Origin of the sequence: Enterococcus avium ATCC 14025, assembly GCF_000406965.1 — a bacterium.
GTDB classification, from domain to species: domain Bacteria; phylum Bacillota; class Bacilli; order Lactobacillales; family Enterococcaceae; genus Enterococcus_A; species Enterococcus_A avium.
Map to the genome: position 1 here is coordinate 456,045 of NZ_KE136362.1, position 23,429 is coordinate 479,473.

At 39.3% G+C, this 23,429-nt stretch carries 22 protein-coding genes; 13 read left to right on the forward strand and 9 right to left on the reverse strand.

The window, feature by feature from the left end; all coding sequences use genetic code 11:
* Positions 1–76: 76 nt before the first annotated feature.
* The 9 genes from truA to dagF all read left to right on the forward strand — a co-directional run bounded on the left by truA (position 77) and on the right by dagF (position 8,964).
* The gene (gene truA / locus OMU_RS09305; protein WP_016179663.1) at positions 77–814 is read left to right on the forward strand and encodes a tRNA pseudouridine(38-40) synthase TruA; all 738 of its coding nucleotides are present in this window, start codon (positions 77–79) and stop codon (positions 812–814) included.
* 106 nt (positions 815–920) lie between these two features.
* A complete protein-coding gene (locus tag OMU_RS09310) occupies positions 921–1,535 on the forward strand; it encodes a Type 1 glutamine amidotransferase-like domain-containing protein (RefSeq protein ID WP_016179664.1) in 615 nt (204 codons plus the stop codon).
* A gap of 107 nt (positions 1,536–1,642) precedes the next feature.
* On the forward strand, positions 1,643–4,462 hold the full coding sequence (locus OMU_RS09315; protein ID WP_016179665.1) for a sigma 54-interacting transcriptional regulator: 2,820 nt from the start codon (positions 1,643–1,645) through the stop codon (positions 4,460–4,462).
* A 101-nt stretch (positions 4,463–4,563) separates the two neighbouring features.
* Entirely contained in the window at positions 4,564–4,971 is a 408-nt protein-coding gene (locus OMU_RS09320; protein WP_016179666.1) for a PTS sugar transporter subunit IIA, read from the forward strand.
* A 12-nt stretch (positions 4,972–4,983) separates the two neighbouring features.
* Positions 4,984–5,478, forward strand: a complete 495-nt coding sequence (locus OMU_RS09325) for a PTS sugar transporter subunit IIB (protein WP_016179667.1) — start codon at positions 4,984–4,986, stop codon at positions 5,476–5,478.
* 16 nt (positions 5,479–5,494) lie between these two features.
* Entirely contained in the window at positions 5,495–6,247 is a 753-nt protein-coding gene (locus OMU_RS09330; RefSeq protein WP_016179668.1) for a PTS mannose/fructose/sorbose/N-acetylgalactosamine transporter subunit IIC, read from the forward strand.
* Positions 6,247–7,098 (forward strand): PTS system mannose/fructose/sorbose family transporter subunit IID, encoded by an 852-nt coding sequence (locus OMU_RS09335; RefSeq protein ID WP_016179669.1) that lies wholly within the window; start codon positions 6,247–6,249, stop codon positions 7,096–7,098. The genes OMU_RS09330 and OMU_RS09335 overlap by 1 nt, the downstream gene beginning before the upstream one ends.
* Before the next feature lie 19 nt (positions 7,099–7,117).
* The gene (locus OMU_RS09340; RefSeq protein ID WP_016179670.1) at positions 7,118–8,209 is read left to right on the forward strand and encodes a DgaE family pyridoxal phosphate-dependent ammonia lyase; all 1,092 of its coding nucleotides are present in this window, start codon (positions 7,118–7,120) and stop codon (positions 8,207–8,209) included.
* Between the two features lie 14 nt (positions 8,210–8,223).
* On the forward strand, positions 8,224–8,964 hold the full coding sequence (gene dagF / locus OMU_RS09345) for a 2-dehydro-3-deoxy-phosphogluconate aldolase (RefSeq protein ID WP_016179671.1): 741 nt from the start codon (positions 8,224–8,226) through the stop codon (positions 8,962–8,964).
* A 45-nt stretch (positions 8,965–9,009) separates the two neighbouring features.
* Here the strand turns inward: dagF and OMU_RS09350 are convergent, their stop codons facing one another.
* Together OMU_RS09350 and OMU_RS09355 are read right to left on the reverse strand one after the other, a co-directional pair.
* Entirely contained in the window at positions 9,010–9,780 is a 771-nt protein-coding gene (locus tag OMU_RS09350) for an ABC transporter permease (RefSeq protein WP_016179672.1), read from the reverse strand.
* Complete coding sequence (locus OMU_RS09355; protein ID WP_016179673.1) at positions 9,773–10,690, reverse strand: ABC transporter ATP-binding protein; 918 nt, start codon at positions 10,688–10,690, stop codon at positions 9,773–9,775. The genes OMU_RS09350 and OMU_RS09355 overlap by 8 nt, the downstream gene beginning before the upstream one ends.
* A gap of 184 nt (positions 10,691–10,874) precedes the next feature.
* On the opposite strand from OMU_RS09355, the gene OMU_RS09360 reads away from it, so the two are divergent.
* The 3 genes from OMU_RS09360 (at position 10,875) to OMU_RS09370 (ending at position 14,565) form a co-directional block, all read left to right on the forward strand.
* Positions 10,875–11,753, forward strand: coding sequence for a LysR family transcriptional regulator (locus OMU_RS09360; protein WP_016179674.1), 879 nt, complete (start codon positions 10,875–10,877; stop codon positions 11,751–11,753).
* Positions 11,754–11,847: 94 nt separating this feature from the next.
* A complete protein-coding gene (locus OMU_RS09365; protein WP_016179675.1) occupies positions 11,848–12,789 on the forward strand; it encodes an NAD(P)H-binding protein in 942 nt (313 codons plus the stop codon).
* Positions 12,790–12,912: 123 nt separating this feature from the next.
* Complete coding sequence (locus tag OMU_RS09370) at positions 12,913–14,565, forward strand: MutS-related protein (RefSeq protein ID WP_233421594.1); 1,653 nt, start codon at positions 12,913–12,915, stop codon at positions 14,563–14,565.
* Positions 14,566–14,631: 66 nt separating this feature from the next.
* On the opposite strand, the gene aroD is transcribed toward OMU_RS09370, so the two are convergent.
* The 5 genes from aroD to OMU_RS09395 form a co-directional block, all read right to left on the reverse strand.
* Positions 14,632–15,384 carry a type I 3-dehydroquinate dehydratase gene (gene aroD / locus OMU_RS09375; RefSeq protein ID WP_016179677.1) on the reverse strand — a complete coding sequence of 251 codons (753 nt, stop codon included), beginning with the start codon at positions 15,382–15,384 and terminating at the stop codon, positions 14,632–14,634.
* A 51-nt stretch (positions 15,385–15,435) separates the two neighbouring features.
* Entirely contained in the window at positions 15,436–16,623 is a 1,188-nt protein-coding gene (locus tag OMU_RS09380) for an MFS transporter (protein WP_016179678.1), read from the reverse strand.
* A 14-nt stretch (positions 16,624–16,637) separates the two neighbouring features.
* Positions 16,638–17,516: a shikimate dehydrogenase gene (locus OMU_RS09385; protein ID WP_016179679.1), complete on the reverse strand. Its 879-nt coding sequence runs from the start codon at positions 17,514–17,516 to the stop codon at positions 16,638–16,640.
* A 47-nt stretch (positions 17,517–17,563) separates the two neighbouring features.
* Entirely contained in the window at positions 17,564–19,591 is a 2,028-nt protein-coding gene (locus OMU_RS09390) for an oxidoreductase (protein WP_016179680.1), read from the reverse strand.
* A 119-nt stretch (positions 19,592–19,710) separates the two neighbouring features.
* Positions 19,711–20,928 carry an MFS transporter gene (locus OMU_RS09395; protein WP_016179681.1) on the reverse strand — a complete coding sequence of 406 codons (1,218 nt, stop codon included), beginning with the start codon at positions 20,926–20,928 and terminating at the stop codon, positions 19,711–19,713.
* A 125-nt stretch (positions 20,929–21,053) separates the two neighbouring features.
* On the opposite strand from OMU_RS09395, the gene OMU_RS09400 reads away from it, so the two are divergent.
* Positions 21,054–21,935: a LysR family transcriptional regulator gene (locus OMU_RS09400; protein WP_016179682.1), complete on the forward strand. Its 882-nt coding sequence runs from the start codon at positions 21,054–21,056 to the stop codon at positions 21,933–21,935.
* A 351-nt stretch (positions 21,936–22,286) separates the two neighbouring features.
* Here the strand turns inward: OMU_RS09400 and OMU_RS09405 are convergent, their stop codons facing one another.
* Positions 22,287–22,838 (reverse strand): chromate transporter, encoded by a 552-nt coding sequence (locus OMU_RS09405; protein WP_016179683.1) that lies wholly within the window; start codon positions 22,836–22,838, stop codon positions 22,287–22,289.
* Positions 22,838–23,401 carry a chromate transporter gene (locus tag OMU_RS09410; RefSeq protein WP_034875574.1) on the reverse strand — a complete coding sequence of 188 codons (564 nt, stop codon included), beginning with the start codon at positions 23,399–23,401 and terminating at the stop codon, positions 22,838–22,840. The genes OMU_RS09405 and OMU_RS09410 overlap by 1 nt, the downstream gene beginning before the upstream one ends.
* Positions 23,402–23,429: the final 28 nt, after the last annotated feature.

The window sequence follows — 23,429 nt, forward strand, 5'->3', positions numbered from 1 at the left end:
TGCTCCTTCACTAGAGCATCCCAGATTTCTGTGGTACAGTGAGTCAGTGTGAAACTTTAGAGGAGGACAAGATCCTATGCGAAATATTAAATTAACCATCGAATACGACGGCAAGCGTTACCTAGGCTGGCAGCGTTTGGGAGATTCAGAAAAAACGATTCAAGGAAAGATCGAAAGTGTGATTGCGCAAATGACGGGTGAAAAGATCGAGATCATTGGTTCAGGACGAACCGATGCGGGAACCCATGCGAGAGGACAAGTTGCAAATTTCAAAACAAATTCAGAAATGGCTCGCAATGACATGCTGGTCTTTTTCAATCGTTATTTGCCAGGAGATATCGTAGTGAAAAAGGTTGAAGAAATGCCGGAACGCTTCCATGCGCGTTATAACGTGAAGGGCAAGCAATACAGCTATTACGTCTGGAATGATCCGATTCCAACGGCTTTTGAACGCTATCATAGTTTTTACGTTCCGCAAACATTGGATATGGATAAAATGAATGCCGCTTGTGAGAAATTACTAGGAACCCATGATTTCATTGGCTTTTCGGCATTGAAGAAGACCAAGAAATCTACGACACGAACAATTGAGAAAATCTCGATTGAACGAGAAGGCAGTATGCTGCATTTTACCTTTGTCGGCAATGGCTTCTTGCACAAAATGGTCCGGATTTTGATGGGCACCATTTTGGCGATCGGAGCTGGGAAGCTCTCGGTAGATGTGATCGATGAGGTACTAGAAAATAAAGTTCGCGCGGATGCTGGTGAAACAGCGCCAGCGCAGGGACTTTTCTTAGACGAAGTTTATTATTAATTGTAAAACTGGTTTTGGACGCTTTTGTGTCTGAAGCCAGTTTTTTCGCTGATCGCTTCCTTCCTAGCCTATAATGAATATATATGACGAGAAAGAGGGATTATTGATGAGAAAGTTGTTTTTGGTTTCGTTGTTTCAAAACGTTTCAGGATTATTGAAATCTGTTGAAGAAGTGAAGGATAAGACTGTAACGTACATTCCAACAGCCAGCAAAGTTGAGAAGCTAGGCTTTTTTATTCGAATCGGCAAGTGGGCTTTACGATTTAGCGGAATGAAAGTAGAAGAACTAGAAATTTCACAGGCAAGATTTGAACAGATTCGAACAACGTTAGCAAAAAATGACATCATCTTTGTAGCCGGCGGGAATACCTTTTTCCTGCTTCAGGAATTACGCCGAACAGGAGCGGATCAGCTAATTATTGAGGAGGTAAACAAAGGCAAGCTGTATATTGGAGAGTCGGCAGGTGCGATCGTTGCTTGTCCAGATATCGGCTATTCTTCTATCATGGATGATCCGAAAAAGGCTGCTGACTTGACTGATTACACTGGCTTGGGTTTGGTTGATTTCTACGTGGTTCCTCATTATCAGAGTCGGGAATTTAAGGACTCTTCCGAGCAGATGGTGCAAGAAAATCAGGCACAGAAAAAATTAGCGATCATCAATGATCATCAGGCGATTTGGGTTTGGGATGAAGGGGTTGAAATTCTAGGCAAGCGTTAATCTATGAAAAGTTTTTATGGATGACTTAAGGCTTCAATAAAAAACGTATTGCTTTCTAGCGCGTTAGATGATAAAAACAAGCTAACGACTTTTTGAAGGAGAAAACTATGAGGATTGATAATATTTTTGAATACTTGTATGAATTTCATCAACAGCACCCTATAACTGTCCATAATTTAAATGGCTGTACAGTGAAGGATATTTGTACAGCTAGCAATTATGCTCGAACGGCGGTTAGTGAGGACTTATCAAAGTTGACCAGCACTCATCAGGTGATTAAAGTGAAATCACGTCCAGTGCTATTTTTTGCTCGCTCAATTTTGGAAAAGGCCTTTTCTTTTTCTCCTCGAAAAGATGAATACGCTTCATTGACCGAACTTGAAGGAGAGATTCATCAAGAAATGGAGAAAAAGGAGCAGCTAAAGCAGGAGTTTCGAAGTAATCCTTTTTCAAAAGTCATTGGCTACGATGGAAGTCTAGCAGATAGCATCAAAAAACTGAAGGCAGCTGTTTTATACCCGCCAAAAGGCTTGAACATTATGCTGACAGGGGAATCTGGTGTTGGAAAGACCTTATTAGCAGAACATTTACATGAGTTTTTCGAGTCGAAGACTGAAACAAAAGTACCGTTCATTTATTTTAACTGTGCGGAATATTTCAATAATCCTGAGCTATTAACTTCTCATTTATTTGGCTATAAAAAAGGTAGCTTTACAGGAGCAGACAACGACCATCAAGGATTGGTTGAATTAGCAGATGGAGGCTTTTTCTTTTTAGATGAAGTCCATCGTTTGACCAACGAAGGGCAAGAAAAGCTCTTTACTTTGTTGGATAAAGGGTACTTTACCCGAATGGGGGAAGCGGAGAAGCAACGGCATGTGTCCATCAAATTTATTTTTGCTACGACCGAAGAGCTGGAAAAGACCTTTTTGAAAACTTTTTTACGTCGAATTCCAGTCAATCTGCATATTCCCAGCTTATCTGAACGTTCCATCAAAGAGAAGATCCAATTGATTCTGACCTTTTTCATGGAGGAAAGTCAGGGGATTCAAAAAGATATTTTTATTTCTTATAATACATTGAAATATTTGGTCTTCTCTCAATATAAGGCAAATGTTGGTGAACTGAAATCAGAGATCCAATTTATTTGTGCTCAGGCGTATCTCGATTCCATCGATTATGAAACCCATGAATTAAAAATTGATCTTCCATTAGGTCTGCTAGATGAAAATATTGTAGACACGAAGAACATTGTCGTATTGAACGAGTACGTTCCTAGTCGCGGGATCAACATTAAACATGATTATTTTTATCATCATGTGGATCAGTTGCTGCAGGTGAAGGATAAGCAGAATGATCGATTTTATAATTTCTTATTAAAGGAATATACCGATCTTAAGAATGTCAATATTTCTTCAAGAGATGCAGTTGCGATTATGCAAAACAAGCTGGATCAGCTTTATGATATGGATCTGTTTAATCAAGCATTTTCAGAGGAGCAGGATATTGATGAGCAGTTCTTTAGCCAAATCAATCAAATCATTCAATATATCGAACAAGAAATGGCTGTTCTTCTGCCTGAAAACTTGAAAGATGTTTTAGCGGCCCATATCTATTCTAGCGTCTTTTACTCAGCTCAGATACATGAAGACTTTTTTGATCTGACGAAAAATATTTTTTCTGGAAAAATCGAGAATTATCAGTTGGCGGAAAAAATTGTTCATTATATTGAGGATTATTTTTCTTTAAAACTGCCCAATACGGAGATTATTTTTTATGATTTATTCATCCGTAAAACCAAATCCACGGATCGCCGCTATGAGCTGGATGAAAAATGCGGGATCGTGGTAGTTGCTCATGGAAGTGCAACGGCTTCTAGTATGGTGGAGTACACGAATGTGCTCTTTTCAACCAGTTTGATGAATTCAGTCAACATGCCGATCAATCAGTCGGTAGAGGAAACGTTGGATAAGGTGCGCCATGTCGTCCAGGAGAATGGTTATAGCAAATTAATCCTAATGGTCGATATTGGTTCGTTAGTTTATTTTGGGAATGTTGTCAGTAAAGAATTTCAAATTGAGGTACTTTTGATTAGCAATATCAATCTATTAACACTTTTGGAGGTCGCTCGTGAGGCGATTTATGAATCGACTAATTTTGAGTACCTATTGCCAGTTCTAAAAGAGAAGAATCATAAGGCGCTGATTTGCCGAAAAGGAAATTTTGAGGATTCCAAAGTTCTAGTAATTTCTTGTCTAACGGGGCTAGGTACAGCATTAAAAATTGAAAAGCTACTGCTTAATACCTTTCCGCAGGAATTGTTGACCAATGTGCGAATTATTACACTTGAGAAAAAAGAGCTGGAGAATCTCAGCCGCTTACTTTCTTTTGTTCATGAAGATGAGAAGCTGGTTGGAATCATTGGAACTGTGAAGACGGAAATTCCAGATATTCCCTTTGTTTCGCTGGATAATTTATTGTCGGATCAAGGAATCAAGTTAGTCTTTCAAATGTTAGGCTATGATCTAACCAAAGATGAGAATCAAGCGGTATTAAAGAAGGTTTCGGCTAAGTATATTCAAGGACTGTCGATCGAAGCCATTACGGATTTATTAAGTATTTTAAATCCTAAAAGCATCACAATCGAATTGTCTAAGATTTATTCGGACATCTGTATGCAGACGAAAAAGAAAAGTGAGGAAAAAAGACTGCTGCGTTTCATCATTCATTGTGCTTGTATGATCGAACGGCAGATCCAACATCCGGAATATGACCACACCTCTTATGAACTGTCATATCGGGAGCTGCCAGAACTGGCATCTGTCATCAAAATGGCGTTTCGACCGATCGAAGTGTCATACAATGTCATCATTCCGCCTCTTGAAGTCAAATATATTTATGAATTGTTGTTTGAAGTTAGTGTGTAAAACACATGAAATAGCCCTTTTCCTGAAGGGTTATTTTTTTGGCACAGCAATTGCTTTATAGGGAAGTGAATACAATGTAAGCGGAAGTGAGGAATGAGGGTATGGTAAAACAACCAATTTTAATTTTGACTCATAATGGTTGGGGATTGGAATTGTTGAAAAGTGTTCAGATGATCGTTGGTGAAATCAGCAATGTTCATGAAGTGGCGTTAAACGCAGAAGATTCTTTACCGGAATATTTAGAACGAGTCAAAACACAAATTGAGCAATTAGAATGGCAAGAGAATCTATTGATTCTAACAGATATTAAAGGCGGGACTCCGAGTAATGTAGCGTTGCGTTTGTCGAAGGATTATAAAGTTGTCGCTATTTCAGGCTTGTGTGCATCGATGTTGCTAGAAGCTGTAATGAAACAAGAAACGGGCGGCTTTACACGGGGGATAGCCCAAGAGATTCACAAGGCGGTCGTTGATAGTTGTCAACTGTTGGAATTACCAATTAAACAGTAAAGGATGAGTAAAATGTCAAAAATTGTGTTAGCTAGAGTAGATAGCCGCTTGATTCATGGACAGGTGGTGACTAAGTGGTTGCAGCAATCAGCAGCTAATGAAATCGTCGTTGTCAGTGATGAGCTGGAGCAGGATGAGTTTTTACAAAGCATTTATTTAATGGCAGCACCTCCAGGCGTAGAAGTGATTATCAAAGGCACCGATTCGGTAAAAAGCTATTGGGAAGAAGCAACGGCGAAAAGTAGTAAGATATTATTCCTGGTTCCCGATTTAGTTACATTAAAAGAAATGGTCGAAGCGGGAATTGTCACAGAAGGTGTTCAGGTGGGTGGATTAGGAGGTGGACCTAATCGTAAAAATGTCGTGAAGAATATTAATTTATCCGAAGAGGATGTAGCGATTTTAGAAGGGCTGTTAGCTAAAGAAATCAATGTGTATTTCCAAGCGATTCCGGAAGAAAATCCGGTGCCGATCCAAAAATTAATTGAAAAATATAAATCATTATAAAAGGGGCGTATAAACGATGGGTGTTCTAGGTATTTCGATTGTAATGGGTTTGTACTATTGGTTTGCGAGATTGCGTTTTGGCTATACATTTTCCGGGATGCTATCTCAGCCGCTTTCGGCGGCGTTGATTGCAGGAATTGCGACAGGTAAATTATCTGAAGCAATGGTGATTGGTGCGGGGATTCAGTTGGTTTATTTGGGTGTAACTTCGACACCAGGCGGCAATGTTCCCAGTGATCCGGCTTTAGCTTCGGCGATTGCGATCCCGATTGCTTTAGGAGTAGGAATGAACGCGGAGGCAGCGATTGCTTTGGCAGTGCCATTCGGTGTGTTAGGCGTATTTATGGATCAGCTTCGTCGGACGATCAATGCAACATGGGTTCACATGGCGGACAAATATGCAGAGGATTTAAATTATTCAGGGATTTATCGCGCAGCGTTTTTATATCCTGCACTTGCTGGTTTTGTTATTCGTTTTCCTCTTGTATTTGCGGCGAATTTCTTCGGTCAATCGATCGTCAATCAAATCTTGGATGTCATTCCAAAATGGTTGATGCACGGTTTCGAAGTGATGGGTGGTATCTTGCCAGCGCTTGGATTTGCCTTGACCATCATGGTGATTGGCAAGAAACATTTAATCCCTTATTTCTTGATTGGCTTTGTCGCGGTTGTTTACTTCGGCGCGGAAGTCATGGCTGTAGCAATTATCGGTATTTGCGTAGCATTCTTGGTTCGGAATAAAGCATTAGAAGAGGAGGCGGCTGCATAATGGAACAAATGACAGAAAAAAATGAACAGCAATTAGAGCAAAAGAAAATTACCAAAAAGGAATTGTCTCGCTCCTTTTGGATTTATCAATTGGGTTGTGAGTTATCCAACTCTTACGAACGGCTGCAAAGTTTAGTTTTTTGTGCCTCAATGATTCCGGCGGTCAAGAAATTGTATGCCGATGATGAAGACGCGCAACGAGAAGCATTGAAACGCCACCTAAACTTTTTCAATACAGAAGGCACGATCGGTTCTTCTATTCAAGGGATCGTGATTGCAATGGAGGAAGAAAAATCCAATGGTGCGGCAATCACCGATACCGCGATTACATCAATTAAAACCGGTTTGATGGGACCTTTGGCAGGGATTGGCGATTCAATTATTTGGGCAGCGGTGATGCCGTTGATTATCTCGATTTTTATTCCGATGGCATCAAGCGGGAATGCGATTGGTGGAATCGGACCGATTGTGATTTATACCGCAGTTACTATGTATATCAGCTGGTTGTTGATCAATAAATCGTACACATTAGGTCGTAACTCGATTTTAAGCTTATTGAAGGATGGCAAGATCAAGCAGGTAATTTATGCGGCGAACGTCTTGGGAATGATGATGATGGGAGCGTTAAGTGCTAGTTACGTAAATATCACAAGCCCAATGAAATTCAAAGTTCCAGGCGGCGCAACCATTATTTTGCAGGATATTTTTGATCAGATCGTGAAAGGCTTGTTGCCGTTGACTGCGGTATTTGCTATCTACTTCTTTATGGTCAAAAAGGGACCGAGATACGGCATTATTATCGGTACGATCGTGGTGATCAGTATCGTCGCTTCATTCTTCGGATTATTATAAGACAATTGAAGGTGTAAACATGATTAGCTATGAAAAATTTGGTTTAAAAGAAGTGATCAATGCTTCTGGGCGAATGACGATTTTAGGAGTATCGAAGGTATCGGAAAAGGTGTTGGAAGCACAACGATTTGGTGGTGAACATTTCTTTGAGATGAGCGACTTGATGGTTCAAACGGGGAAGTACCTTGCTGACCTGTTGAAAACGGAAGATGCGCAAATTGTCTCCTCTGCTTCGGCAGGGATCGCCCAATCTGTGGCTGCCATAATTGGAGAAGGAAGTCTTTATCACGTGTATCATCCTTATACAGCGAAGATCACGAAAAGAGAGATTATTATTCCAAAAGGCCACAATGTGGATTATGGCACCCCCGTGGAAGTCATGATCCAGCAAGGCGGCGGAAAAGTTGTAGAAGCTGGCTATGCCAATATGTGCTCTGCAAACCATCTGGAAATGATGGTGACGGCAGAAACAGCGGCGATTTTGTATATAAAAAGCCATCACACCGTTCAAAAAAGTATGTTGAGTGTTGAAGAAGCAGTTGAAGTAGCTCAAAGACATGGACTTCCATTGATCATAGATGCAGCGGCTGAAGAAGATCTCTTCAGTTATATCCAAGCAGGAGCGGATCTTGTGATCTATTCAGGAGCGAAAGCGATCGAAGGCCCTAGTGCCGGCTTGATCATCGGTAAGCAGCAATATGTGGAATGGGTGAGGTTACAAAGCAAAGGAATCGGTCGATCCATGAAGATCGGGAAAGACAATGTTTTAGGTTTTACCCAAGCAGTTGAGGATTACTTAGCTCACGGAAGTGAATCGGGAAAAGCGATGAAGCAACGATTGGCTCCGTTTATCTCAGCGGTGAATCAAATTCCAGCTTTAGAAGCAAAGATCGTACAAGATGGTGCAGGACGAGACATTTATCGGGCAAGTGTCAAAGCATTGGAGAAAAAATCAGCTAGACAGATTATTACCGAACTGAAGGAAGAAAATCCAGCGATTTATACCCGGGAATATCAAGCGAATAATGGCATTATTGAGTTTGATATCCGCTCTGTCAACGAGCAGGAGATGGAGAAAATCGTTCAGCGTTTACTCGAAATCATGGAATAAAAAGGAGATAGAAGATGTCATTAAGTCCCAATTATTTAGCAGATCGAATTTGCTTAAATGTATTAGCTAATTCTGTTGCAAATGCGAAAGAATGTTACGAGGCGGCAGAAGGTCATGTTGTATTAGGCGTATTATCGAAAAACTATGCCAGTGATGAATTGGCGATCGAGGATATGAAACTGTATCAAGCAGCGACCAATAATGCTTTGTCCGTCGGTTTAGGTGCTGGCGATCCCAATCAGAGCCAGATGGTATCAAGAATTTCCGCTGTCTTGCAGCCGCAGCATGTCAATCAAGTATTCACTGGTGTGGGGGCTTCACGAGCCCTTTTAGGTCAGGTGGATACGGTCGTGAACGGTTTAGTTTCACCAACCGGAAAAGTCGGCTACGTGAATATTGCGACGGGACCATTGAGTTCAAAAGCGCCTGAAGCGATTGTGCCGATAGAAACAGCGATCAAATTGCTGCAGGATATGGGCGGTAGTTCGGTAAAGTATTTTCCGATGAAGGGCTTGGCTCATAAAAAGGAGTATCAAGCCGTTGCAGAAGCTTGTGCGAAGTATGATTTTTATTTGGAGCCGACTGGCGGCATCGATTTAGCAAATTTTGCAGAGATTGTGCAAATAGCAGTTGATGCTGGAGTGAAAAAAATTATCCCGCATGTGTATAGTTCGATTATTGATTCTAAAACAGGAGATACGAAGCCGGAGGATGTTCAGGCTTTGTTGAAGATGATGAAGCAGGCACTAAAATAATAAAAGAGTTGGATTTGAGTCACTTTGCTCAAATCCAACTCTTTTTTAACTTCTCAACCCACGTCCACGATCAATCAAATACCAGCAGACGCTATAAAGCACAACGATAAATAATACTAAAATGGACATTGAAACAACGATCGACACATCCATCACACCAAGGAAGCCATAACGAAAACCAGAGATCATGTAAACGATCGGATTGATTTTTGAGACAGCTTGCCAGAATGGCGGCAGCATCGAAATGGCATAGAAGACCCCACCAAGATAAGTCAACGGCTGTAAAACAAAGGTCGGAACGATCGATACATCATCGAAGGATTGAGCAAAAATCCCGTTCAACAGTCCAGCCAATGAGAATAAAATAGCGGTCATCAACAAGGTGATGACAACGATCACCCAGGAATAGACGTGCAGCGGTACGAAGAACAAGGAAATGATCGTAACTAGTGTGCCTACCATGACACTGCGACCAACTCCGCCGATCACAAAGCCCCAGATGATGATGTGAGTCGGAACAGGTGCCACTAGGATTTCCTCGATATTCTTTTGAAATTTTTGTGAAAAGAAGGAAGAAGAAACATTGGCATAGGAGCTAGTAATAGCAGACATCATAATTAGACCTGGAACGATGAATTCCATGTATGAAAAGCCAGCCATATCACCGATTCGTCCACCGATCAAATTGCCGAAAATGACAAAGTATAAGGACGTTGTGATGACAGGCGGTACTAAGGTCTGTACCCAGATCCGCAGGTAGCGGTTGGTTTCTTTGACTGCCAGACTTTTTAAAGCAGTGAAGTATAGATTAGACATGATTTTCCTCCGTAATTTTTAGGAATAGTTCTTCTAAACGGTTGGATTTATTCCGCATGGAAAGGACTTTGATTCCTTGATTCGTCAGTTGTTCGAAGAGCTCATTGATTCCTTGATCCCGTACGACTTCTACTTCGAGGGTTTGATCGTCCTCAAAAGTATAGTTGAAGCCAGTGATTTCCGGCTTTTTGTTGTAAGGAGCCAGATCAAAAATAAAGGTTTCAAATTGCAGCTTGGCTAATAAGGATTTCATACTGGTATTTTCAATCAATTCCCCTGATTGAATAATGCCGATGTTGCGGCAAAGCATTTCCGCTTCTTCCAGATAATGGGTTGTTAAGATGATCGTTGTGCCGCTTTCATTCAGTTCTCTTAAAAATGACCACATCTCGCGGCGCAGCTCGATATCTACACCCGCAGTTGGTTCATCCAAGATTAGCAAGCGCGGTTCATGCATCAGGGCGCGGGCAATCATCAAACGACGTTTCATCCCGCCAGAAAGCATTCGGGCACGGACATTGCGTTTTTCCCATAGGTCGGATTGCTTCAAGTATTTTTCACTGCGAATCATGGCTTCTTTACGAGGTACGCCGTAATAGCCCGCTTGATTGACGACGATTTGTTGAACGGTCTCAAAAGGGTTGAAGTTGAATTCCTGCGGCACAAGCCCGATTTGCTGCTTTGCCATTACCAGCTCTGTGTCCAAATCATAGTCGAAAACTTTTACGCTTCCAGCAGTTTTATTGACTAAAGAGGTGATAATTCCGATCGTCGTTGATTTTCCGGCACCATTTGGCCCCAGCAGCGCGTAAAAATCGCCTTCTTCAACGACTAGATCAATTCCTTTTAAGGCCTCTACACCAGTGGCATAGATTTTTCTTAAATCTTTTATTTCAAGTGCATTGGTCATTAATGTATTCTCCTCGTTTCTGTAAGGTGTTGATTTTGATAGCTTCAGTTTCGTTTCATCCAATTCTCTATTCTATCATTGTTTTTCCTGATCACAAGCCTGAAATGCTTAATTAGAATCTGAATTTTTTGAGGTTTCTCTTTCATATTTGTTAAAATGAAAAAGAAGAAGCGGAGGAAAGCGTATGTATTTAGAAAAGTTGAAATACTTTATTGATTTAGTCCAAACTGGCAGCTTTACCAAAGCTGGAAAAAAGAATTTTGTTTCTCAAGCAAGTATCACACAACAGATTCGTTTATTGGAGTCTCACTTTGCCTGTCAGTTGATTGATCGCTCGACGATTCCTGTAAAGCCGACTGAAGCTGGAAAGATTTTGTATCAAGAGGCGTTACAGCTAATCCAGCAATATGATCGATTAACGCAACGGATGGCGGATTACAATGAACAAAGAAACAGAGTTCGGATCGAATACACTTCCATCATGGATATTCAATTGTTTTCTCAGATTGTGCAGGATAAAAAGCTTGAAGAAGAAAACATTCTGTTAGATGTGGAAAAAGTGCCATTAAAGGGTGTCGCTGAAAATTTGTTGAATCATCGGTATGATCTAGCAATTAGTTTTGATTCGGAATTTTTTGAAGAAAAGCAAATTCAAACACTTCCTCTGTATTATGGAGATTATTGTGCAGTGGTTGGTAAGAAGCATCCGTTTTTTACAAAAGAATCATTGACGCTTGAGGAGTTGTACGAGCAATCCATTGTGATGCTTTCGCCAGAAACGATCGGAAAATCCTACTATTTAATGCTGGAGCATGCGTTGCAGGATGGGTATGCTCCTAACATCGCAAAAGTGACCAACGATATCGAGACGGAAATCTTTCTGATCCAGAACAATAAGATGGTGGGCTTTTTCCCTGAAAATTACCCATTGATCGAGGATGACATGGATCTGAAGTCTTTACGCATCGAGGATTCTCACCATCAATTTGAGATTGTTTTAGCCTATTTAGTCAACGAACAAAATGCGGCTGTTCAGCGATTGCTTGAGCTTTTGAAAGCATAATAACTTTTACTTATAGGGCATTAAATAGATGTATTGGCATTTGATCACTAAATCACATAAGCTTAACTTATCAAAAATAAGGAGGCTTTATTCAATGAATAAATTGATTTTGACAGGTGTAGATGGCAATTTAGGCGGACAGGCAGCCGAGTATCTTTTGACAATCGCAGAAAAGGACCGTTTAGTCTTTTGCGGTTATGATCCCGCTTCGTTAGAAAAATTTTCAGCTCACGGTGTAGAAACACGGGAAACCAATTTCAATCATGTCGAAGGATTAGCCGAAAAATTTGCAGGGGGAGAAGTATTAGCGTTGATCTCAATGCCTTTTGTAGGAGAAAAACGGCAAGCTGCCCATAAAAATGTCGTGGATGCTGCCAAAGCAGCTGGTGTTAAGAAGATCGTGTATACTTCCTTGGTCAATGCGGCAGATCCAGAAAATCCAAGTATTGAGAAAATCGACCACGCGTTTACAGAAAAATACATTGAAGAAAGCGGACTTGATTATATTTTCTTACGCAACTCTCAATATGCGGAAGCAATGATTACGAATTATTTCACCTATGTAAAAGGCGACGGCGTGCTAACCAATAGCCAAGGTGATGGGAAAATGGCGTATATTTCAAGAAAAGATTGTGCCAAAGCTGTTGCTTACGCTTTAAATAATCAAACGCTGCATCATCAAATTCTAAATATCAATGGAAAAGAGTTAATGACGATCAGCGATTTTATTGCAATTGGAAATGAGGTCACTGGTAATAAGGTTAGCTACAAAGAAATCTCCGATGAAGAAAATTATGCGGTATTCGATGCGATGGGCGTTCCGCGGACCACAGAAGGAAAATTCAAAGAAGATTCGGAGGCTCCTTTTTCTTCTGAAGGAATGGTTACTTTTGCTCAAGCGATTCGGGAAAATAAGATGGCTGAACACACCGATGATTTTGAAAAATTGACCGGTGACACGCCACTAACTGTTCGCTATATGTTTGAACATGCAGAGGAATTTCAGGTAGGCGAACGCCATTCGAAAGATGTGTAATGGATAAGGAAAGCATCTCACCTGTTTAGATAGGTGGGGTGCTTTTTTATTATCAGTCATTTTGCCAAGCTATTTCTAATGATAGAATGAATAAAAAAGAAGGCGGGGGTTCAATTATTGGAAGTGATCGGGATTTATGGGATTTTGTTTGGGATTGTAGGAATATTCTTTCTGATCTATACCTATTTTTTGTACCGCAAGAATCTAAAAATCAAGGCGCGGATCAAGGCAGAGTATGGGAAAAAACCGGAATGGAAACTGGATGAACGGGATTATGCCAGTATGAAGAAGTATTATCAGCAGAAGAAAACAGATGGGCCAACGATTGATGATATTACCTTCAATGATTTAAATATGGATGAGATTTTTAAACAGGTAAAAAATACGCAGTCTAGTATTGGGGATGAATACAGCTACGATTTTTTTAGAAGGCAGAAAAATCCCGATTTGACTCATTTTGAAGCGGCTGTTCAGTGTATGAGTGAGCAGGCTGAAGCTCGGGAAAAACTGCAATTTGCCTTTTATCGAATTGGGCGGAAAACCAATAATCAGTTGGTTGAATTATTACTGGAGCCCAGTAAGTTTCCTAAAATAGCGATGCTGCCAATTATTTTGGTGACGGTAGTCGGAATAGGCAGCTTGATCTGGCTGGCAGTAGATATTGATTATGGGATTTTAGCTGTCTGTATGAGCTTTTGTGTAGGTTTGATTTTATTTTCGATCGTGTTGCGAAAAATTTATCAGGCGTTTGAAGCTTTGGGGATGTTTACACGCATGGTTCGGGCGGCGAAGGTGATGGTGAAACTAGATCTTCCGGCCTTCAAAGAAGAAACCGATCAGTTGCGTAAAAATCTTAAAGTGTTTAAAAACATTACAGGACTGGCAGATTATATTGTGCAAATCTCTGGCTCTTCCAACAGCCTAATGATGATCATTACTTCTTATTTTTCTTTGTATGGCTATGCTTATTTTATCATGGTCAAGCTGTTTCAAAAGTACCGCAGTGAAGCATTGAAACTGTATGAAACCATCGGATACATCGAGCTGTGTATTTCGATTGCTTCTTATCGAGAAAGTTTGCCATATTATTGTCTGCCGAATTTTAATGATAATGATAAGGTAACGTTTGAAGAGATCGTACATCCGCTGTTAAAAGAGCCGATCCCGAATACGCGCAGTATGGGAAATAAGGTGTTGATCACTGGTTCAAATGCCAGTGGAAAATCGACCTTTGCTCGAACATTAGCGATCAATGCCATTTTTGGACAGCTGTTTAATACTTGCTTGGCTAAAAGCTTCAGTTTTAAACCATGTGCTGTCTATAGCTCGATGAATCTAAAGGATGATATTGTTACCGGCGACAGCTTCTATATGGCAGAGATCAAGTCGCTAAAGCGCTTGTTAAAAATCGCTGAATCTAAAGAGTATGCCATGATTTTTATGGATGAAATGTTTAAAGGAACCAACATGATCGAACGGATCTCTGCTGCTTCGATTATTCTGAAAAAATTTGCTGACCTGGATTGTTTCATTTGCTTGGCAACACATGATGTAGAGCTGAGCCGAATCCTAGGTGAACGCTATGAAAACTATCATTTCCGAGAGGTTGTTACAGAGGATGATATTCTATTTGATTACACGTTGCAAGAAGGCGTAACGACTGGCAGTAACGCGATTAAACTATTAGCCTATTGTCATTATGATCAAGAAATTGTTGATCAGGCAGAAAAGTATGCTGAGAATTATCGACTATCAGGCGAGTGGGAAAAACTATAAGCAAGCACTCAAGACCGTGTCCAATTAATTGGACACGGTCTTTTCCAGTTAGTTAAAATAACAGTTTTATACCTGTAGCGTATTCAATAGTTTCCGTAATTCAGACACGGATATTTGTCCTGGAGCGGAAGCTGTTCCGGCAGAACCGAACGTCGCAGCTGAACCAAAGACTTGTCCAGAAATACGGCTAATCATTCCTAGTGTTCCCATAGACATAGTAATTAATGGACGATCTGCATAATTTTCATACATCTCGCGGGTAGCTTCGAGGAGTGTCAGAACATCCTCGCTATTTCTAGGCATAACAGCAATTTTGCAGATATCTGCACCTTTAAGCTGCATTTGCTGCAGACGAGAAAGAATCTCTTGTTTACTAGGAGTCTTATCGAAGTCATGATTACATAAGATAACTTTAATATCCTTTTCGTGGGCAGCGGTTATTGTTTGTGCGACTAATTTGTCAGGCATAAAGAGTTCTAGATCAATTAAATCAAGACAGCCTTGCTTGATTAACGTCTCATAAATTTCAAAATACTTTTCTTCACTTAATGGCAGCTCGCCGCCTTCTTTATAAGTTCGGAAGGTGATTAGCAGTGGTTTATTGAGTGCTTTTTTTATTTTATGAGAAAGCTCAGCTACAATTTCTGGTTTTTCAACTTCTTGAAAAAAATCTATACGCCATTCAACAATATCACAGTCAAGTTGTTGAATATGTTCAGCTGAGGAGAGTAGGTCTGTTTCTGTTCGATCTAGCAAAGGTACAATTATTTTAGGCTGACCTTCACCAATGGTCACTTGGTCAATTGTTACTGTGTTCATATTGTTCCTCCATTAATTATTTAAGTTCATTCAACTAATTTGTTTGACGTGCTATGCGGATAAATCTACTGTTTTTCGATAACGTATAAAGATAATTACAGCTAATAAAAAGCCAATTCCTGCAATAATGGTATCAAACAACATAATACTACGAACATTGTTCTTTGCGATGGCTGCCGCAATAATCGGGATCAGGAATGAAGCAATACTGCCAAAGGTATAAAAAATCCCTGTGATTGTTCCTTTACCCGCTGGAAACAGTTCGCCCATTACAGTGAGACCAAGCTGCATGACTCCGCCGGCAGCGAAGAAGCCTACCAATGCAGCACCAATCATCATCACTAACGGTGTAGGGAATAACCACATGATAAGAATCGTTACAAATGAGACGAGAGTATAAAGCGTTACTAAATAAACAGGCCGCACTTTTGTCGCTAGAACAGCAGTCACAGCTACACAGATAAGGGAGCCAGTTGAGTAATAAGAAATCAGTAAATTTGCGTTATCAGTGGTCATTTGTGCAACTTCCTCACCATAAATACCGATAAACTGTGAGATTAAATAAAAAGTTGCTTGAGAAATAAAACCATAAATAATGAAACAGACACCCTCAATTGCTATTTTAGGCTGACTTTTAAATGTAACGGCTTGTATTTCTGCCTGTTGATTTTCCTTAGCGTCTTGATCTGGAAATGGTCGTTTCAATAAAAATAGACCATTTAAAACAAAAACGATAATCGGAATGATAAAGGACCAGCCAAACCATAACTGATTGGTATTGATAATTTTTAGCATAATCGGTAGGGTAAATTGTCCAATTTGTACGAATGCTTTGATTAATACATTCGCTGTTCCCGCCTTTTTAGGGAAAGATTCCATAAGGGCTGGATACGTGCCTGAGTCTAAGAAAGAGTTTGAAACACCGGCAATTACTGCAAAAATCATAGCAGTCGTTACGCTTTTACTGTACAAAATACCAAAGAAATACAAAGAGTAAGTAACGATACCTAAATAAATGAAGGGCTTTCTTCCAAATTTATCTGATAAACGGCCGGAGATTAAAATAGCAATCAAGCGGCCAATTCCTAGCATGGAGATGACTTTCGCTATCCCCATTAGATCCGTATCCCACTGTCCCATTAAAGCTTTTTGATTCTGGGATATGATGATAACACCCATCCCATGAATAATATAATTGATGTAAAGACCAATCGCTGTTGGTAAATATTTATTTTTCATCCATACTCCTCCGCCTATTCATCAAATAATAATTCTTTAATATATGTGACTGGCATTTCTTCATCAGTGAACAATTGAAAAGCTGCAGCTCCTTGATAGAGCATCATACCCAAACCGTTTATAACTTTTTTTGCACCATGTTCTTTAGCAAAGCGTAAAAGTTTCGTTTCTCTTGGAGCATAAACGACGTCAAAAACCACTAAATCAGATCTAATCATTTCTGGATCATTAATCAAACTTTGTTCTTGTAAAGGCTTCATACCAACGCTTGTGGCATCTATATAGATACTACTTTTTTGGATGGCTGATTTAAATGCTGCTTGATCTGCTAAATCGGTTACAGTTGCCCGACAGTTAGTATTATCATTGATTTTTTTTGCGGTTTCCTTAGCATTTTCGAACACATCATCATTAATGTTGAAAATATACAGTTCTTTTGCACCATCAAAAGCAGCTTGGATAGCAATCGCTGTTGCCGCCCCGCCTGCACCAGTCAATGTAATGGATTGATCTTTGACTGTTACACCCTCATCTTCCAGTGCTTTTATTGCACCAATCCCATCTGTGTTATAACCGACTAAGTGTCCTTTGCCATCTTTATTTGTGACTGTATTTACGGCTCCGATTAATTTAGCTTCTGGTGAAATTTCATCTAAATAGGGAATAATTGCCTGTTTATTGGGCATAGAAACATTGGAACCGCGGATACCCAATGCACGTATTCCATCTACAGCAGGTTTTAAAGTAGAGTTGTCTACTTCGAAGGCAAGATATGCATAGTCCAGCCCTAATTTAGCAAATGCTTCGTTGTGCATTGTTGGTGACATACTGTGGCGTATAGGAGTAGCTATTAGGCTGATTAGTAAAGTGTGTCCAGTTAATCGTTCTGTCATTGTTCAATTCCTCACTTAATATTTATTTTTTCATTATGAAATTAAGTTCAAACGTATGTGGCATGCATCGTTTTTCGTTGAGTTTCCAGATTTTTAATGGTTTTCACAACATCGCGAGCTTCCTTAGTGCCTTCCATGATTCTTCGAGCTACCTTACTGTCACCAATGTTAAGTAAGGTAATATTATTCTTTTGTGTATAATCAGTTAGGTCGGATAATAAAGGAGCGTCAGCACGCATACCTAAACAAATGAAACCTAAATCAAAAGGTAATTTAAGGCGTTCTCCTTCAGCTTTTTCAACGATGAAACAATTCTTTTGTACTTCCATCAATTTCGTAGAAGTGTGAACATCAACATTATAGTCATGAATGATTTCCATCATTCCAAGTTTAGTGATAATATCTAAATCTTTTCCAAGTTGATCAACCATTTCAACAATATGAACTTTTTTTGCACCATTTTCTGCGTAATACTCAACCACATCTAAACCAACTGCACCTCCTCCAATAACAACGACTTCTTTTCCGTCAAAATCATTGAATTTTTTCATATCTCCCAAAAGGTCAAAAATAGAGAAGACTTGTCGATTGGATTTAGCTAATTCTTCGTGCAGTCCCACAATTGGTGGAAGCAATGGTTTTGCACCGGTAGTATTAACAATCAAGTCTGGCTTTTCATTTAGATCTTCTAACGTAAATCGATGATTTAAATGAACAGTCAAATTGGATAATTGTTCTACTCTTCTCGTTAGATAGGTGACGAAATCATTGATTCGTTGTTTGTCAGGAAAGCGGGAAATTTCATGGGCTAATCCGCCTAGATAACCTTTCTCTTCGTAGAGTGTGACATCTACACCAATTTCCGCAGCACTGGCTGCAGCTTCAAGCCCAGCAGTTCCTCCTCCAATGACAACCATTTTCATTGGTTTAGTGACTGGTGATTTCTTGTAGGTTTCCTCATAGTAAAGATCTGGATTAACAGTACAACGAATTGGACGTGATTTCGAAATGCGATGATCTGCACAGCCAATATTACAGGAGATACATTTTCGCAATAGATATTCCTGACCATTGGCCACTTTATTGACCCAATTCGGCTCCGCAATCAATCCGCGTCCTATGGCAAGTAGATCGGCATCTCCATTTAGCAGAATTTCTTCGGCACGCTGTGGACTACGAATATTACCAGAAGTAACAATCACTTTCTCTGGAAATTTATTCTTAACCGCCTTAGCCATATAACTTCGCCAACCATCCTTAAGATTCATTTTGTCGATTTGATATTGTAAGTTATCATTTAATGCTGCTGAGACATTCAGTATATCTACATCTTCAGCAATGTAACTAAGCATTTTTATAGTATCGTCTAAGGTATTTCCATTTGGTAACAGTTCGTCTGCGCTCACACGTAAAGAAATCGGAAAGAATGGACCCACTGCTTGTCTAACCGCTTGAATGACCATTCGAGCAAAACGAGTACGATTTTCAAGTGTTCCACCGAATTCGTCTGTTCGTTTGTTATAAATTGGGGATAAAAATTGACTAATTAGATAAGAATGGCCTGCATGAATCTCAACACAATCAAATCCGGCTTTTTGTGCACGCAAAGCTCCTGCAGCATAATTTTGTACGATTTGTTCGATCTCAGATTTTTTAAGTGGCCGTGGAACAGGATTTCCAGTTTTGCTAGGAATATCCGAAGAAGAAACCGCTTGTACTCCTTGCAAACGTGGTTGATAAGCAGAAGCGCCAGCATGATTAATCTGTACAGATGTAGCAGCTCCATAGGCATGCATCCGTTCGTTAAATTGCCAAAGACCAGGTATGAATTGATCCTTGTCCATTCTTAATTGTGTTGTTCCGTTTGTTCCTAGCGGATAATCAATACAAATGTTTTCCAGTGTAATTAATCCAGTACCACCTTTTGCTCGCTGTTCGTAATATGAATAATGCTGTTCATTAAAGGTTCCATCCTGATTTGCAAAATTTGTTCCCATTGGCGGCATAATCACTCGATTTTTTAAGGTCAAACGTTTAATCGTCAAGGGTTCAAACAATGCTTGATATTTTTCCATAATATTCATCCTCTCGTAGATAATGAGAACATTCACAATATCTCGCCTTCATTCTACGAGAAGAAATTTATAAAATCTAATGCTTTATATCTATATTAATCATAAATAAAATTTATCATTTAGTTTTTAATAGGTTTTTCCAAATTAAGAAATTTGTAGCGTTGCTGAATAACCAGTGAGGCGATAAAACCTAATAAAATTAAAAATACATCAAACCAAAAAACGTATTCCATCCCCTTGTTGCTTATAATACCGGTAATGTATGGGGTTATCATAACAGACGTCGAGGTTGCTAAGGAGTAATAACTAGTATAGCGACCTTTTCTACTAGGGAAAAGTTCCAACATTAGAGCGAGTCCTAACTGCCAAATTCCACCAGCGGCAAAAATTCCGATTGCTAACGCAGCTATAACAGTTGAAATAAAACTAGGCGAAAGTAGCATCCAAACTAGTGATAAGCCAGAAATTGCAACACAAAAACTAATTAATTTCGGGATGTTTACACCTTTTTTCACAATTCCGGATGTGAAAAAAACAGAGACAAATGATCCAACGCTGTAGAGGCTAACAAAAATCAGACTGTTTTCGTGGGAAGCGACATGCATGGCTTCAGCGTATTGTGGAATCCAAAGAATAAAAATATTAAAAATAGAAACTGAGACGAAAGAGAAAACTAATAAAGCAATTCCATCAATTTTAAAAATTCCTCGATTGATAATTTTGCTTGAGGAAGATATTGGTTCGTCAACGATTTCTGTGGGTAATGAACTTAGGGGAGGGAATTTAGCAAAAGCTAGATAGCCCAAATTAGCCAACAAGCAAACGGCGCAAAGAATAAAAGGCCAGCCGAAAAATAGCTCTTCTTTTAGAAGAAAACGAGTAATAAAAGGCAAAATAAATTGCCCTAAAGAAATAAATGCTTTATTTAAGACGCTTAGTGAGCTGTTGGTTTTTTCATCTGGATAAGCTTCTACCAATGTAGGGTATGTACTAGTATCTAAAAAAGCATTACTGACTCCGCCAAACATTGCGAAGAAAAATGCTGTTTGATAATTTGGGCTGTATAAAACGCCAAAAAAGAAAAGAGCGTAAGATAAAATGGCGATAATGACAGTTTTTCGACGACCAAAAGTATCGGAAAAATACCCAGAGAAATAGAGACTAAGGATTCTTCCAAAACCAATTGCACTCATTACTAGAGTGACTTGCGTGGTACTTGCTTGCCATTGATTTTTTAATTCAGTCATATTTTGTGAAAGGATAATGGCAGCCATTCCTTGAAAGATGTAGTTAAAATAGAGACTCCCAATTAATAGACGATATTTTGTAGGTTTCATAAAAATTCTCCTCATGTGATTTTATTCACTTGATTATACCTTAATACTAGGTCATTTGTATCATTAAAACTAATGCTTTATTTTGATAAAATTGATAAAATCTATTTATTGAATGAGGTGGAAAAATGAATTTAAGGCAATTAGAATTTTTTATTTTACTCGCGCAAAGCGAGCATATGACCAAAGCAGCTGAATTGGCTAATACTTCACAGCCAAACGTGAGTCATGCAATGACCACTTTAGAACAAGAGTTAGGCGTTGCTCTATTTGAAAAAAAGGGACGAAATATTCGCTTGACCCGACAAGGTAGGATCTTTTACGAATATGTCCAACCAGCACTTCAAAAAATAGATGAAGGGCAGCAACGACTACAAGAGATTATAGATCCATTTTTTGGAGAAATCGAGTTTGGATTTATCTATACGATGGGTTCAACTCTTGTACCCAAACTAATTCAAACATTTCAGCAAAAAAAAGAAAACAAAAGGATTAAGTTTCTTTTTCATCAAGGAAATTCTAATAAAATCATAAAAATGTTATTAGATGATACGATCGACATAGGTATTTGTTCGAAGATTAGTGAAGACAGCGATCTAATTTTTCAACGTTTGACCCGTGAAAAGCTAGTATTAGTTGTTCCATTACATCATCCTCTGGCAAAAAATAAGAGTGTTGAAATCGAAGAGACATTAACTTATCCCTATGTATATTATGGGAAACAAAGTGGACTGCGTCCGTATTTAGATCGTCAATTGAAAGAGTTAGATATAGCGCTGACTGTTCAGTGCGAACTGGAAGAAGATCATAGTATTTTAGGATTTGTTGGTGAAGGTTATGGAATTGCTTTAATGCCTGATATTCCTTCAATCACTTCTTATCCAGTTAAAAAAATCGAAATTAAAAACCACCTAGAAGACAGAAACGTTTATTTAGCAGTAAAAAAACACAACTTAGAAGTTCCTGTGATAAGAAAATTTTATGATTTTTGTTTAAACACCGACAAATAAAGGTGAGTCAAAGCTTTCTTAACCTCTGTGTAAGATATAATTCTGATTAGTTTGCAGCGAGGAATGAAGAGGAAGTGATGGAAGGAAAATTTGAAATTGCTTTATTAGGAGACGGCAAGTTATTCTAAGCCGAAAATACTTCATTGTTCGATGATGATATACGTCACATTGTCACAGTCAGATGAAGAAAGAAATACCAAAAAATCCACGAAATCAGATATACCAAAGCAAACAGCCATTAGCTATTCTATTAAAGTAGTTTAAATCAGTAGTTTAAATCTTAAATAGATAAATGTAACTTATTTTCTTGTAGCTAGATAAAAAGCTAGAGAGGTTCTAATCAATACCCACCTACTGATAGAGAAAGAACCCTGCAAGTCCTGCTACACACATCAAGACAATGGGATTGGGTTTGAATTTTCGCAGAATGATCAATGAAGCAGTGAATAAAATCGCAGCTCTCCAATCAAATTGTAAGAGCAGATTGCTGGAAAAGTCGGATGTTTCGAAGAAGGCCAATAAAAGAATGGTAAAGCCTGCCGACATGATCAAGCCGACAGAAGAAGCTTTTAGGCTTTTCAGAGCCGCTGCCACATAGAGAGAGTCATTATGCTTTTGGAAAAACTGATATAGGCTAATGGAGATTACACAGCCGCCTAAAATACAGCCAATGGTAGCGACAATCGCACCGGAAATTCCGTTAATCTGCATGCCTACAAAGGTCGATGTATTGACTGCTAGCGGTCCAGGGGTCATCTGCGAGATGGTGATAATATCACTAAAAACTTTCTCACTCAGCCAGCCCTGCTGATGAACTACCTGTTCTTGAATCACAGGAATAATGGCATAGCCGCCACCGATACTGAATAGCCCGATTTTGAGAAAAGTCAAAAATAATTGCATTAGGAAGCCTCCCTTGTTTGTTGAAAATAGGTATCGAGTAAACAAAGTCCAACGCTGAAAAATAGAATATAGATCACGTTTAAATTAAAAATGGCATTAGCTACAAAAGAAATTGGAACCAATAGGCGTAGTAGTCTAGAGCTTTCTTGCCGAATCAGCTGATACATATCAATAACAATATCGATGATCAAAGCGGTGACACAAGCCTGCATGCCTTTTAGAACGGCCATCACAGTTACGTTTGCGGCGAATGCGGCGTACCAGTTAGAGATTAATCCCAAGATCACTAAAGGCGGGATGATCGAACAAATCGCGTTAATGAAAACTCCAGGTAGTCCTGCCACTTTTTTTCCTGCCAAAACACTTAGATTGATGGCGATGGCTCCTGGTGAGGATTGCGCGACAGCCGCCATCTCCATTAATTCATCATTGGAGAATAGTCGTTTTTTTTCAACATAATACTTGCGAATCATGGGAACGACCACATAACCGCCACCAAAAGTAAAGGTGCTGATAAATAGACTGATCGAAGCCAGCCATAAGTAATGTTTAAGTTTTGTCATGCTGCCACCCTTTCTTGCTTTCTCTCTA